The 13,686-nt window shown below is 59.7% G+C and carries 12 protein-coding genes; 3 read left to right on the plus strand and 9 right to left on the minus strand.

What is annotated here, in order from left to right:
• Positions 1-56: 56 nt before the first annotated feature.
• A complete protein-coding gene (locus tag LCH65_RS07970; RefSeq protein ID WP_054984368.1) occupies positions 57-407 on the minus strand; it encodes a glutaredoxin family protein in 351 nt (116 codons plus the stop codon).
• Between the two features lie 5 nt (positions 408-412).
• Positions 413-1,414 (minus strand): nucleoid-associated protein YejK, encoded by a 1,002-nt coding sequence (gene yejK, locus LCH65_RS07975; RefSeq protein ID WP_003365349.1) that lies wholly within the window; start codon positions 1,412-1,414, stop codon positions 413-415.
• A gap of 393 nt (positions 1,415-1,807) precedes the next feature.
• On the opposite strand from yejK, the gene LCH65_RS07980 reads away from it, so the two are divergent.
• Entirely contained in the window at positions 1,808-2,089 is a 282-nt protein-coding gene (locus tag LCH65_RS07980; protein ID WP_002552279.1) for an HU family DNA-binding protein, read from the plus strand.
• Between the two features lie 602 nt (positions 2,090-2,691).
• On the opposite strand, the gene rlmF is transcribed toward LCH65_RS07980, so the two are convergent.
• From rlmF to LCH65_RS08005, 5 genes are all read right to left on the minus strand, one after another.
• Positions 2,692-3,678 carry a 23S rRNA (adenine(1618)-N(6))-methyltransferase RlmF gene (gene rlmF, locus LCH65_RS07985; RefSeq protein ID WP_226439290.1) on the minus strand — a complete coding sequence of 329 codons (987 nt, stop codon included), beginning with the start codon at positions 3,676-3,678 and terminating at the stop codon, positions 2,692-2,694.
• A 157-nt stretch (positions 3,679-3,835) separates the two neighbouring features.
• A complete protein-coding gene (locus LCH65_RS07990; protein ID WP_226439291.1) occupies positions 3,836-6,682 on the minus strand; it encodes a valine--tRNA ligase in 2,847 nt (948 codons plus the stop codon).
• A gap of 188 nt (positions 6,683-6,870) precedes the next feature.
• Positions 6,871-7,305, minus strand: a complete 435-nt coding sequence (locus LCH65_RS07995; protein WP_003433605.1) for a hypothetical protein — start codon at positions 7,303-7,305, stop codon at positions 6,871-6,873.
• A 7-nt stretch (positions 7,306-7,312) separates the two neighbouring features.
• The gene (locus LCH65_RS08000; RefSeq protein WP_002552284.1) at positions 7,313-7,741 is read right to left on the minus strand and encodes a DNA polymerase III subunit chi; all 429 of its coding nucleotides are present in this window, start codon (positions 7,739-7,741) and stop codon (positions 7,313-7,315) included.
• Positions 7,742-7,798: 57 nt separating this feature from the next.
• Positions 7,799-9,289, minus strand: a complete 1,491-nt coding sequence (locus LCH65_RS08005) for a leucyl aminopeptidase (protein ID WP_003365340.1) — start codon at positions 9,287-9,289, stop codon at positions 7,799-7,801.
• Positions 9,290-9,608: 319 nt separating this feature from the next.
• On the opposite strand from LCH65_RS08005, the gene lptF reads away from it, so the two are divergent.
• Complete coding sequence (lptF, locus tag LCH65_RS08010; RefSeq protein ID WP_003316899.1) at positions 9,609-10,736, plus strand: LPS export ABC transporter permease LptF; 1,128 nt, start codon at positions 9,609-9,611, stop codon at positions 10,734-10,736.
• Complete coding sequence (gene lptG / locus LCH65_RS08015; protein ID WP_003433604.1) at positions 10,723-11,784, plus strand: LPS export ABC transporter permease LptG; 1,062 nt, start codon at positions 10,723-10,725, stop codon at positions 11,782-11,784. Before lptF ends, lptG begins: the two co-directional genes overlap by 14 nt.
• A 141-nt stretch (positions 11,785-11,925) precedes the next feature.
• On the opposite strand, the gene LCH65_RS08020 is transcribed toward lptG, so the two are convergent.
• Complete coding sequence (locus tag LCH65_RS08020; protein ID WP_003365337.1) at positions 11,926-12,138, minus strand: cold-shock protein; 213 nt, start codon at positions 12,136-12,138, stop codon at positions 11,926-11,928.
• A 411-nt stretch (positions 12,139-12,549) separates the two neighbouring features.
• Entirely contained in the window at positions 12,550-13,674 is a 1,125-nt protein-coding gene (gene gcvT / locus LCH65_RS08025) for a glycine cleavage system aminomethyltransferase GcvT (RefSeq protein ID WP_003365335.1), read from the minus strand.
• Positions 13,675-13,686 lie beyond the last annotated feature (12 nt).

Consider the following 13,686-nt stretch of genomic DNA (forward strand, 5'->3'; position numbering starts at 1 on the left):
TACGATGCTCTGCGTCGCAAGGAGGACGCAGAGCATTGGCACAATAGTCAGGTAGGCTACTTCAGCGCCGCCAGTATCTGATCCGGGTCAAACCCCCTGATCAGCGTGCCGTTGACGTCGATCAGCGGGATGCCTCTGCCGCCCAGCGCTTCATAGGCCTTGCGGCCTTCTTCCGACTTCTCGATGTCGAACTCCTGATACGCAATCCCCTTGCTGTCCAGAAAACGCCGGGTCTGCTTGCAGTAGCCGCACCAGTCGGTGGCGTACATCACCACTTTTGCCTGGCTGTAGCGCTGCGCGACGTCTGCCGGGGGAGGGTTGACGAAATTCTCGATCCTGCCCCAGTTCTGGTAAATCACCACCACCAGCATGATCAGGGCGAACTTCTTCAGGGTGCGCAGCAGCATGTTGATTACCGCCGCTTCAACTGGTCGGTCAGTTGCGTCGGCAGCCCCTTGATGATCAGGGTGCCGGCGGTTTCGTCGTATTCGATCTTGTCGCCCAACAGGTGGGCCTCAAAACTGATCGACAGGCCCTCGGCGCGGCCGGTGAAGCGGCGGAACTGATTGAGGGTGCGCTTATCCGCCGGTATTTCCGGGGACAGGCCGTAATCCTTGTTGCGGATGTGATCATAGAACGCGCGCGGACGATCTTCGTCGATCAGCTCGGACAGCTCTTCCAGGCCCATCGGTTCGCCCATCTTGCTCTGACTGCTGGCGTAGTCGACCAAGGTCTTGGTCTTTTCGCGAGCCGATTCTTCCGGCAGGTCTTCGCTTTCAACGAAATCACTGAACGCCTTGAGCAGGGTGCGGGTTTCGCCGGGGCCATCCACGCCTTCCTGGCAACCGATGAAGTCGCGGAAGTACTCGGAAACCTTCTTGCCGTTCTTGCCCTTGATGAACGAGATGTATTGTTTGGACTGTTTGTTGTTCTGCCACTCGGAAATATTGATCCGGGCGGCGAGGTGCAATTGGCCAAGGTCCAGGTGTCGGGACGGGGTCACGTCCAGTTCGGCATTCACTGCCACGCCTTCGCTGTGGTGCAGCAGGGCGATGGCCAGGTAGTCGGTCATGCCTTGCTGATAATGGGCAAACAGCACGTGGCCACCCACTGACAGATTGGATTCTTCCATGAGCTTTTGCAGGTGCTCGACCGACACCCGCGAGAACGCCGTGAAGTCGCTGCCACCGTCGATGTATTCCTTCAGCCAGCCACTGAATGGATGTGCGCCGGACTCGGGATGGAACAGGCCCCATGCCTTGCCCTGTTTGGCGTTATAGCTTTCGTTGAGGTCGGCCAGCATGTTCTCGATGGCCTGGGACTCAGCGAGTTCGGAGTCGCGTGCATGGAGAACAGCGGGCGTACCGTCGGGTTTCTTCTCGATCAGGTGGACGATGCAGTGACGGATCGGCATGGGCTTCTCGGCTGAAAAAGGTGAAGAGCGTGCGGCTCGTTGCAAGGTGCCCAGTGTAACGCACGCATGCGCCTGATGGCCCGGGGCAGGCTGGTTTTCGCCTGCAGCGAGTGTTTGCTGGGTGTTTTTTGTGCAATTAGCATTAAAACCTGACCAAAAGGATAGGTAGAGGCGGATATTTGCCCGGCTCTGTGCTAGTTTTGCGCGGTCTTGCGCACTTAGCGCGTCAAGCATGCAGTTAGCGCACACGTAGGTCGAACCATTACCCGGTTTCAGTATCTACACTTTCGCGATTAATCGTGGCTGCTAGCGGGTGGCCAGGTTCGTTGCCTGGCCACGGGCCGACGTTGCGCTCTGCAATCCAAATGAATTTGATAGGGAAGGAACACCACCATGGCTCTTACTAAAGACCAATTGATCGCCGATATCGCTGAAGCTATCGACGCGCCAAAAACCACCGCGCGTAATGCTCTTGAGCAATTGGGCCAAATTGTTGCCGACCAATTGGAAAACGGCGTGGAAATCACTTTGCCAGGTATCGGCAAACTGAAAGTTGCAGAGCGTCCGGCTCGCACTGGCCGCAACCCTTCGACTGGCGCTGCCATCGAAATCGCTGCCAAGAAAGTTATCAAGTTCGTTCCAGCCAAAGTGCTGACCGACTCGATCAACAAGTAAGCAACCGCTTGCTGTGAAAAAGCCGTGCACCGGTTAACCGGGCACGGCTTTTTTGTGGGCGTCTGATCACAGATCTGTGCCGCACTGCATACTCAAGAGAGGACGCAGAGCGTCCAGAACGGCATGCCGACGCAGAGCGTCGCACGATAGTCGAGGCTGAGGCATGTCGGCGGAGTGTCGTACGGTAGTTGAGATTATCGTTCCTCACGCTCCAGCGTGGGAATGCCTTGCGTGACGCTCCGCGTCACAGATCTGTGCTGCACTGCATACTCAAGAGAGGACGCAGAGCGTCCAGAACGGCATGCGACGCGGAGCGTCGCACGATAGTCGTGGCTAAGGCATGTCGGCGGAGCGTCGTACGGTAGTTGAGATTATCGTTCCTCACGCTCCAGCGTGGGAATGCCTTGCGTGACGCTCCGCGTGACAGATCTGTGCTGCACTGCATACTCAAGAGAGGACGCAGAGCGTCCAGAACGGCATGCGACGCGGAGCGTCGCACGATAATCGAGATTAAGGCCTGCCGACGCGGCGTCGCACGATAGTCGAGATTAAGGCCTGCCGACGTGGCGTCGCACGATCGTCGATGCGGCACGATAGCCTTATCAGTGGGGTGTGCGTTGTGCCTTGTCAAGGAAGGTCCAGGCCACGAAGCGGCTTTGTTTCTGGCCCTGGCCCATCTCGACTACCTTCACTTCAAGCGCGCCGGCTTTTTTCAGGGCGCTCTGGATCGGTGGCAGGTTGGATGCCTTGGACACCAAGGTACTGAACCACACCACCTGGCCCGGCAATGTGGCGCTTTCCTGGATCAATTGGGTCACGAAGCCAATCTCGCCGCCTTCGCACCACAACTCCTGAGATTGCCCGCCGAAGTTGAGAACCGGCAGCTTGCGCTTGGGATCCGCCTTGCCCAGTGCACGCCATTTGCGCTGGCTGCCACGCTGCGCTTCTTCCAGCGAAGCATGGAAGGGCGGGTTGCAGAGGCTCACGTGGAAGCGTTCGCTGTTGTCGAGCAACCCGAGCAGGATTTGCTTGCGATTGCCCTGCTGGCGCACGCTGATGGCCTTGCTGAGGCCATTGGCTTTGATGATCGTGGTAGCCGCCGCGATGGCCGTGCTGTCGATGTCCGAACCCACGAACTGCCAGCCATAGTCGCTATGCCCCAGCAGCGGGTAGATGCAATTGGCTCCGGTGCCGATGTCCAGCGCCTTGATGGATGCGCCGCGTGGGATCACGCCTTCATTGTCCTCTCCCAGCAAGTCGGCGAGGAAGTGCAGGTAGTCCGCGCGCCCCGGAATCGGCGGGCACAGGTAATCGGCCGGAATGTCCCAATGGGCAATGCCATAGAACGCTTTGAGCAGCGCGCGGTTGAACACCCGTACCGCCTGCGGATTGGCGAAGTCGATGCTTTCCTTGCCGTAAGGATTGAGGATCACGAAGGCTGCCAGTTCGGGGCTGGATTTAATCAGCTTCGCAAAGTCGTACTGGCCCTGATGCCGATTGCGCGGGTGCAAGGTGGCCTTTTCACGCGGCGCAGTAGGTTTGGCTGGCCGCTGAGGCTTCTTGCGCGGTGGTTTGCGGGTATCGGTCATGGATTCGATTGTCAGCCGTGAGGTTGAGTTGCCTGGCTTATTCGCGAGCAAGCGAAGTGTCGCCTTCGGCGTGATAGGCCTTGCTCGCGAATAAGTCAGTACAGAAGTTCAGATAACAAAAAGCCAGCCCATAATCGGGCTGGCTTTTCTGGCCACCTTACAGGCTGGCGATGCGTGCGTGTTGCTCGGCCAGCTTGCCCAGTGCCTGTTCGGCTTCGGTCAGCTTGGCGCGTTCCTTGGCGATGACTTCAGGCGGTGCCTTGTCGACGAAGGCGGCGTTGGACAGCTTGCCGCCGACGCGTTGCACTTCGCCTTGCAGACGCTGGATTTCCTTGTCCAGGCGCGCCAGTTCGGCCCCTTTATCGATCAGCCCGGCCATCGGCACCAGCACTTCCATGTCACCGACCAGCGCGGTGGCGGACAGCGGTGCTTCTGCGCCTTCTGTCAGCACGGTCATGGATTCGAGCTTGGCGAGCTTCTTGAGCAGGTAATCGTTTTCGCTCAAACGACGCTGATCTTCGGTGCTGACGTTCTTGAGGAACAGTTGCAGCGGCTTGCCCGGACCGATGTTCATCTCGCCACGGATGTTACGCACGGCGAGCATCAGGCCCTTGAGCCATTCGATGTCGTCTTCGGCCGCCTGATCGATGCGTGCTTCGTTGGCCACCGGCCAGGGTTGCAGCATGATGGTCTTGCCTTGCGCACCGGCCAGCGGCGCGAGGCGCTGCCAGATTTCTTCGGTGATGAACGGCATGAACGGGTGCGCAAGACGCAGCGCGACTTCCAGAACGCGGACCAGCGTGCGGCGTGTGCCGCGCTGACGCTCGACCGGTGCTGTTTCGTCCCACAGTACGGGCTTGGACAGCTCCAGATACCAGTCGCAATACTGGTTCCAGATGAACTCGTACAATGCCTGGGCAGCGAGGTCGAAGCGGAACTGATCCAGTTGGCGGGTCACTTCGGCTTCGGTGCGTTGCAACTGCGAGATGATCCAGCGATCAGCCAGCGACAGTTCGACCGCTTCGCCGTTCTGGCCGCAGTCTTCGCCCTTGTCCAGTACGTAGCGCGCTGCGTTCCAGATCTTGTTGCAGAAGTTGCGGTAGCCTTCAACGCGGCCCATGTCGAACTTGATGTCGCGACCGGTGGACGCCAGTGAGCAGAAGGTAAAGCGCAGGGCATCGGTGCCATAGCTGGCGATGCCCTCGGCGAATTCCTGGCGGGTCTGCTTCTCGATCTTTTTCGCCAGTTGCGGCTGCATCAAACCACTGGTGCGTTTCTCTACCAGCGTTTCGAGGTCGATACCGTCGACGATGTCCAGCGGGTCAAGCACGTTGCCCTTGGACTTGGACATCTTCTGGCCCTGACCGTCGCGCACCAGACCATGCACATAGACGGTCTTGAACGGGACTTGCGGCGTACCGTCCTCGTTCTTCACCAGGTGCATGGTGAGCATAATCATCCGGGCGACCCAGAAGAAGATGATGTCGAAGCCGGTGACCAGCACGTCGGTGGAGTGGAAGGTCTCCAGTGCCTTGGTCTTTTCCGGCCAGCCGAGCGTGGAGAAGGTCCACAGGCCCGAGCTGAACCAGGTGTCCAGTACGTCGTTGTCCTGCTGCAGCGCGATTTCCGGCCCCAGGTTGTTTTTCGCCCGGACCTCGGTTTCGTCGCGGCCGACGTAAACCTTGCCGGAGTCGTCGTACCAGGCCGGAATGCGGTGGCCCCACCAGAGCTGACGGCTGATGCACCAGTCCTGGATGTCGCGCATCCACGAGAAGTACATGTTTTCGTACTGCTTGGGCACGAACGCGATGCGGCCGTCTTCGACAGCGGCAATCGCAGGCTCGGCCAATGGCTTGGTGGAGACGTACCACTGATCGGTCAGCCACGGCTCGATGATGGTGCCAGAACGGTCGCCTTTCGGCACCTTAAGGGCGTGATCATCGACACTGACCAGCAACCCGGCGGCATCGAATGCAGCAACGATCTGCTTGCGCGCTTCGAAGCGGTCCAGCCCGGCGTAGGCGGCAGGCAGGCTGCCATCGACGCTTTCGTTCAGCGTGCCATCGAGGTTGAACACCTGAGCGGCGGGCAATACGTTGGCATTCTTGTCGAAAATGTTCAGCAGCGGCAGGTTGTGGCGTTTGCCGACTTCATAGTCGTTGAAATCGTGGGCCGGGGTGATTTTTACGCAGCCGGTGCCGAATTCGGGATCGCAGTAATCATCCGCGATGATCGGGATGCGGCGGCCTACCAGAGGCAATTCGACGAATTTGCCGATCAGTGCCTTGTAGCGCTCGTCCTGCGGGTTCACGGCGACGGCGGCATCACCGAGCATGGTTTCCGGGCGAGTGGTGGCCACGATCAGGTAATCCAGACCTTCGGCGGTCTTTGCGCCGTCAGCCAGTGGATAACGCAGGTTCCACAGATGACCTTTCTCGTCATGGTTCTCCACTTCGAGGTCGGAAATGGCGGTGTGCAGCTTGGTGTCCCAGTTGACCAGGCGCTTGCCACGGTAGATCAGGCCGTCTTCATGCAGGCGCACGAAGGCTTCCTTCACCGCTTCGGACAGGCCGTCGTCCATGGTGAAGCGCTCGCGGCTCCAGTCGACGGACGAGCCCAGGCGGCGGATCTGACGGCTGATGTTGCCGCCGGACTCGGCTTTCCATTCCCAGATCTTGTCCAGAAACTTCTCGCGGCCCAGTTCATGACGGCTTACGCCTTGCGCTTCGAGACGACGCTCGACCAGCATCTGCGTGGCGATGCCGGCGTGGTCGGTGCCCGGTTGCCACAGCGTATTGCGGCCCTGCATGCGACGGAAACGGATCAGTGCATCCATGATCGCGTTATTGAAACCGTGGCCCATGTGCAGGCTGCCGGTGACGTTCGGCGGCGGGATCATGATGGTGTACGAGTCACCCACGCCTTGCGGAGCGAAGTAGTTCTCGGACTCCCAGGTCTGGTACCAGGAAGTTTCGATGGCGTGCGGCTGGTAAGTCTTGTCCATGCGCGGCGGGAACCTGTGGCATTGATTCGGAAACCGGTAAGTATAGACCTGACGGCCAGCGACAAGCCATAAGTGCCGGGCCACAACTGGCAGATCTGTCAGTAGGCGGCGAGTGGTCCGAGGGTCCGCTGGCGGCTCTGATACGCTCGCAGTCAGTTACCCAAGGTGCAGGTCCCGAGCCAGAAACTTCACTTCTGCTGCTGCGCCAATAGCCGCTCCAGCCTTGCCTCCAGCCGACGCTTGATTTCGTTTTCGATATGCGGGGCGAAGTCGTCGATCACATCCTGCATGATCAATTGCGCGGCTGCGCGCAACTCGCTGTCCAGATGTAACAGTGCATCAGGGTTGGGCTGCGCTTGCGGCTGGGCTGTCTGCTGCACCTGCGGGGCGGGCGCTGTATGGGCATCAGGTGTCAGTGTCGGGATGTCGTCTTCGTCGAAGTCCTGTTGATACGCCGCGTCGGGGCGAGCGCCGACGACATCGAACAACAGGGGAATCTGGCCTTCGGGACGAGCCGTGTCGTTCGACACGGGGGAGTGTGCGGGGTCATCGCCGAGCAGTTGGCGGATCGACTCGAGGTCGTTCAGCAAGTGCGCGGATTCAGCTTTTTTTGAAGTATCCATCGTGTCCTCAAAGGCGCTGCAGTCGGTGATCTTGCGGAGGATAGCCCTGTTCGCGATAAGAACGGAAACTCTCGCGTGCGGCAAGACGTATGGCGGGGTCTTCGACAACGACTTCGGCCACGCGGGCGAAACGTTTGAAGAAGGCCGGAATGCTCAGGTCGAGGTTGACCAGCAGGTCACTGTGTTCGCCCGAGTCGTCGCCCAGGCCCAGTACCACGGCAGCATCGTGATCGCTCTCGGCGTCGCCATGGGGTAGAAACACTTCACCTCTGAAACGCCAGAGCCGGGCATCGAGGTCCTCACGCTGCGCAGCATCGCTGCAATGCAGATAGACCTTGTGACCCAGGCGCCAGGCCTTTTCCGTCAGCTTGCAGGCAAAGTCCAGGCGGGCCGCAGGATCGGCGCTGGGCAGGATGTAGAAGTCGACTTGAGTCATGTGGGTTCCAGAACCGGAGGCGTATCGACTGTGCAGTCGATACGCCAGGGTCTCTTTTTATACGCCGGCGCGGTCGAGCAGGTATTGGGTCAGCAGCGGAACCGGACGCCCGGTGGCGCCTTTTTCCTTGCCGCCGCTCAGCCATGCAGTGCCGGCGATGTCCAGGTGAGCCCAGTGGTAGGCCTTGGTGAAGCGCGACAGAAAGCAGGCCGCGGTGATGGTGCCGCCTTTCGGGCCGCCGATGTTGGCGATGTCGGCGAACGGGCTATCGAGTTGCTCCTGGTACTCATCGAACAACGGCAACTGCCAGGCACGGTCATCGGCCTGTTTGCCCGCGTCGAGCAACTGATTGATCAGCGCGTCGTTATTGCCCAGCAGGCCGGAGGTGTGGCCGCCCAGTGCAACGACGCAGGCGCCGGTCAGGGTTGCGATATCGATGACCGCCTGCGGCTTGAAACGCTCGGCGTAGGTCAGTGCATCGCACAGCACCAGACGGCCTTCGGCGTCGGTGTTGAGGATTTCGACGGTCTGGCCGCTCATGGTCGTGACGATGTCGCCCGGACGTGTCGCGGTGCCGCTCGGCATGTTTTCGGCACAGGCCAGAATGCACACCAGATTGATCGGCAGCTTCAATTCGAGCACCGCACGCAGGGTGCCGAACACGCTGGCAGCGCCGCACATGTCGAACTTCATCTCGTCCATGCCCGAGGCAGGCTTGATGCTGATGCCGCCGGTATCGAAGGTGATGCCTTTACCGACCAGCACGAACGGCTGGTCGCCTTTTTTGGCACCCTGATAGTTCATGACGATGAGGCGCGGCGGCTGGGCGCTGCCCTGTGCTACCGCGAGGAAAGAACCCATGCCCAGGTCGGCCAGTTTCTTCTCGTCGTGGACTTCCACTTTCAGGTTCTTGTGTGCCTTGCCCAGCGCCTTGGCTTCTTCGCCCAGGTAGGTCGGATGGCAGATGTTCGGCGGCAGATTGCCGAGGTCGCGGGTCAGTGCCATGCCGGTGGCGATTGCCTGAGCGTGAGTCGACGCGCGTTCGACATCGGCCGCCTTGACCTTGTCGGTCAGCAGAGTGATTTTCTTCAGGGCGCGAACTTCGGCCTTCTGGCTCTTGAAGCGGTCGAAGACGTATTCACCGTCGGCCAGGGCTTCGACCAGCAGACGAGCCATGCCATAGGTGTCGCGGTTTTTCACCGCCAGGTCATCGAGCGCGATCGCTGCATCGGTACCGCCCAGGCCCTTGAGGCAGGTGAGCGCTGCGCCGACGAGTTTTTTCAACTGACGGTCCGACAGCTCGTCTTCCTTGCCCGTACCCACCAGCAGCACGCGTTCGGCCTTGATGTTGGGCAGATTGTGCAACAGCAGGCTCTGGCCGACCTTGCCGGCCAGATCGCCGCGCTTGAGGATCAGCGAAATGGCTCCGCCGCTGAGGATATCCACCGTTCTGGCCGCACCGGCCAGTACACGGCTTTCACCGACGGTGACCACCAGCGTTGCGGTTTTCAAGGTTTCTGGGCTTACGCTTTTAACAACCAATTCCATGTGGGGTCCCCGAATAGACGATGAGAGTCGCAATATAAATGTCGTACGCGGCATGGCCTGAGTGTTTTCAGGGGCGATGCCTGCGCTAAGCCTTGCAGTTTGACCCCGCTGCACGACTGCTGACAACCCCGCAGAGCTGCCTGTCTGGCGTCTATGTGCGAACTATCCCCGGTGCGCAGTGACAGAAACACACAATCACAGGATAATGCCGCATATTTTTTGAGGCCCACGCCTTTTTTCGGCGTGAAGCTCTGGTTGCCGTGGCTCACAAATTTTCCCTGTTTGGCTGCCTGAGCCTGACAACTCTGGAGTGTCTGGTTTGATTGTCTTCCGTTATCTGTCCCGAGAAGTGCTGCTTACCTTGAGTGCGGTCAGCGCCGTACTGCTGGTCTTCATCATGAGCGGACGCTTCATCAAGTACCTGGCGCAGGCCGCATCCGGTGCACTCGATCCGGGCGTACTGTTCCTGATCATGGGCTTCCGCCTGCCGGGCTTTCTGCAGGTCATTCTGCCCCTTGGCCTGTTCCTCGGCATCCTCATGGCGTACGGACGCCTGTACCTGGAAAGCGAGATGACCGTGCTGGCCGCCACCGGCATGAGTCAGCAGCGTCTGCTGGCCATCACCATGGGGCCGGCCACGCTGGTCGGTCTGCTGGTTGCCTGGCTGAGCTTCAGCCTGGCTCCGCAGGGCGCTACGCAGTTTTCGCTGCTGATCAATCAGCAGGACGCCATGACCGAGTTCGACACGCTGGTGCCGGGCCGTTTTCAGGCGCTGCGCGACGGTACGCGTATCACCTACACCAAGGAACTGTCGGAGGACCGCTCGCAACTGGCCGGTGTGTTCATCTCTGAAAAGCGCATGTCCAGCGACAAGAGCAAGGACAACGGCATCACCGTGCTGGTCGCGGAGAAGGGCCACCAGGAGGTACGGCCCAACGGCAGTCGCTTCCTGATCCTCGAGAACGGCTATCGCTATGACGGCAATCCCGGGGCGGCCGACTATCGCGTGATCAAGTACGACACCTACGGGGCGATGCTGCCCAAGCCGGAAATCAGTGAAGAAATCACCGACCGTGAAGCCATTCCGACCAGCGAGCTGATCGGCAACCCGGCACCGCGTTCCGTGGCCGAGTTGCAGTGGCGTATTTCGCTGCCGCTGTCGGTGTTCATCGTGACACTGATGGCCATTCCGCTGTCACGGGTCAATCCGCGTCAGGGCCGTTACCTGAAACTGCTGCCGGCGATCCTGCTGTATATGTCGTACCTGGCCATTCTGATTTCGGTGCGCAGTTCGCTGGAGAAAGGCAAGCTGCCACTCAGTCTGGGGATGTGGTGGGTGCATGCCATCTACCTGTCCATCGGCCTGTTGCTGTTCTATTGGGAGCCTCTGCGTCTGAAGATGGCGAGTCGTCGCAGCGTCACGGAGGTGACTCGTGGTCAAGCTTGATCGATACATTGGCAAAAGCGTCCTGCTGGCGATTCTCGCGGTTCTGGGCATCATTCTGGGTCTGGTCTCGCTGTTCGCGTTCATCGACGAGATGGGCGATATCAGCGACACCTACACACTGGCGGATGCCCTCAGCTACGTCATGCTGACGGCGCCACGTCGTGTCTACGACACCTTGCCGATGGCCGCCCTGATCGGTTGCCTGATCGGTCTGGGTACGCTGGCCAGCAGCAGCGAGCTGACCATCATGCGTGCGGCGGGTGTGTCCATCGGGCGCATCGTCTGGGCGGTCATGAAGCCTATGCTGCTGCTGATGATCGCGGGCGTGCTGGTCGGCGAATACGTCGCTCCCTACGCCGAGAACCAGGCCCAGGCCGCGCGCTCGCTGGCGCAGGGCTCAGGTGATGCGCAGAGCGCCCGTCATGGTCTGTGGCACCGCCAGGGCGATGAGTTCATCCACATCAACACGGTACAGCCCAATGGCCTGATGCTCGGTGTGACACGTTATCGTTTCGACGATCAGCGCCACATGCTGACCTCCAGCTTTGCCAAAGAAGCCAACTTCAAAACCGATTACTGGGAATTGAAGGACGTCACCACCACGCACTTCAATGACGGCAGCACCAAGGTCATCAACACCCCGGTCGAGCGTTGGGACGTGGCGCTGAGCCCACAACTGCTGAGCACGGTGATCATGCCGCCCGAGTCGCTGTCCATCAGCGGCCTCTGGAGCTACGCGCATTACCTGGCTGATCAGGGCTTGAGCAATGGCCGCTACTGGCTGGCATTCTGGACCAAGGTCCTGCAACCGGCGGTGACCGTCGCATTGGTGCTGATGGCGATCTCGTTCATCTTCGGCCCGCTGCGTTCGGTTACGCTGGGGCAGCGCGTGTTCACCGGTGTGGTGGTCGGCTTTACCTTCCGCATCATTCAGGACCTGCTCGGTCCATCGAGCTTGCTGTTCGGCTTCCCGCCTTTGCTGGCAGTGCTGCTGCCTGCTGCCGCCTGTGCGCTGGCCGGGGTACTTCTGTTACGCCGCGCCGGGTAATGCATCCGCCTTATTGAAAAGAGCCGACCCTTGGGTCGGCTTTTTTCATGGGCGCTTGCGGAGCCCTGCAAATCCCGCATGCAAAAAAGCCCCTGGCATCGCTGCCAGAGGCCTTCTTGTATCTGCGTGGGTGCGTCGTTATCAGCCTTCGGCTTGAACTTCGTCAGCCTGCATGCCTTTCTGGCCCTGCACCGCAACGAAGGTAACTTTCTGACCTTCTTTCAGGCTCTTGAAGCCGTTACCCTGAATGGCGCGGAAGTGTACGAACAGATCCGGCCCGCTCTCAGGAGTGATAAAACCAAAACCTTTTTCGTCGTTGAACCACTTGACGGTACCGCTCTGACGTTCAGCCATTTTCTTATTTCCTTGACGCTTGACTTGAATTGGTTACAGCCTCTTTCGTATGAAAGAGCACTGGGGCTGGTTGCAGGAAGTAAGAAACGTAGAACGGGTTGTAGCAAACCTAGAGCTACTGCCCAGGTCCAGATTCGGCGACCCATGCAAACACAGTTCGGAAACTCTACGCCAAGTCCCGTTACAAATACAACCCCCTTGCTTGGCACCCTGTTTCCGGGGCTTTGGCCTTGTATGTGCAGTGTTTGCGCCGCGTGCACGGTGATTGATCCGTCATAACATTTTGCACTTTATAGGTGCATTTTTTGCATATATGACAGGCTGTTCACGTGTTCGAAATACTGACGAAACACTGCTGGGGAACAGCGCTTCAGCAACACCGAAGTGTTGCTGTTTTTTTGACGCCGCTATTTAACCGCGGAAGTAACGTTGCGCAACAAAAGGCATTTTTGCGACGAGCATGGGGACTCTCTTGCCGCGCACCATTGCCCAGACAGATGTATTCAGCGCCGTGTAATCGTTATGCAGATAACCCATGGCCAGCGGCCCGGTCAGCGACGGTCCAAAACCGCCGCTGCATACGGTGCCGATAACAGCGCCCTGTTCATCGACGATCTCGGTACCTTCACGCACGGGTGTGCGCTCCTGGGGGAGCAGGCCGACTCGCTTCTTGCTGACGCCGTTCTGTTGCTGGGCAAAGATTCGCTCGGCGCCCGGAAAGCCGCCTGCACGCGCACCGTCGGCGCGACGCACTTTGGAAATGGCCCACAACAGACTGGCCTCGATCGGCGAGGTATGTGTGTCCATGTCATGGCCGTACAGGCACAGACCGGCTTCCAGTCGCAGCGAATCACGTGCGCCCAGACCGATCGGTGCCACTTCCGGCTCATCCAGGAGGCGGCGTGCCAGGGCTTCAGCCTGTTCGGCAGGCACTGAAATTTCATAGCCGTCTTCACCGGTATAACCCGAGCGACTGACATAGCATTTGACGCCGAGCAGCGTGACGCTGGCGAACTGCATGAAGGTCATTTTGGCAACTTCCGGGGCGAGGCGTGCCAGTACGGTCACCGCGGCCGGCCCTTGCAGCGCAAGCAGGGCGCGTTCTTCGAACAGTGGTTCGATCTTGCAATGCCCGGCCAGGTGCTTGCACAGGTGCGCCAGATCCTGATCCTTGCAGGCCGCGTTGACCACCAGCATCAACTGGTCGTTGCCGAGATTGGCCACCATCAGGTCATCGAGAATGCCGCCGTTCTCGTCGGTGAACATCGCGTAACGCTGCATGCCGACCGGCAGGTCAATGATGTCCACCGGCACCAGGGCTTCGAGTGCCTTGGCCGCGTCCGTACCGGTGAGGCGAATCTGGCCCATGTGCGAGACATCGAACAGACCGGCCTGTGCGCGGGTGTGCAGGTGCTCTTTCATTACGCCAGCCGGGTATTGAACAGGCATATCGTAACCGGCGAAGGGCACCATCTTCGCGCCGAGTTCGCGGTGCAGGGCGTGCAGGGGAGTGGTCAGCAGTGATTCTGTGGACATGTTCGATTCCTT

This window comes from Pseudomonas sp. MWU16-30316, from assembly GCF_020515645.1.
Taxonomy (GTDB): domain Bacteria; phylum Pseudomonadota; class Gammaproteobacteria; order Pseudomonadales; family Pseudomonadaceae; genus Aquipseudomonas; species Aquipseudomonas cerasi.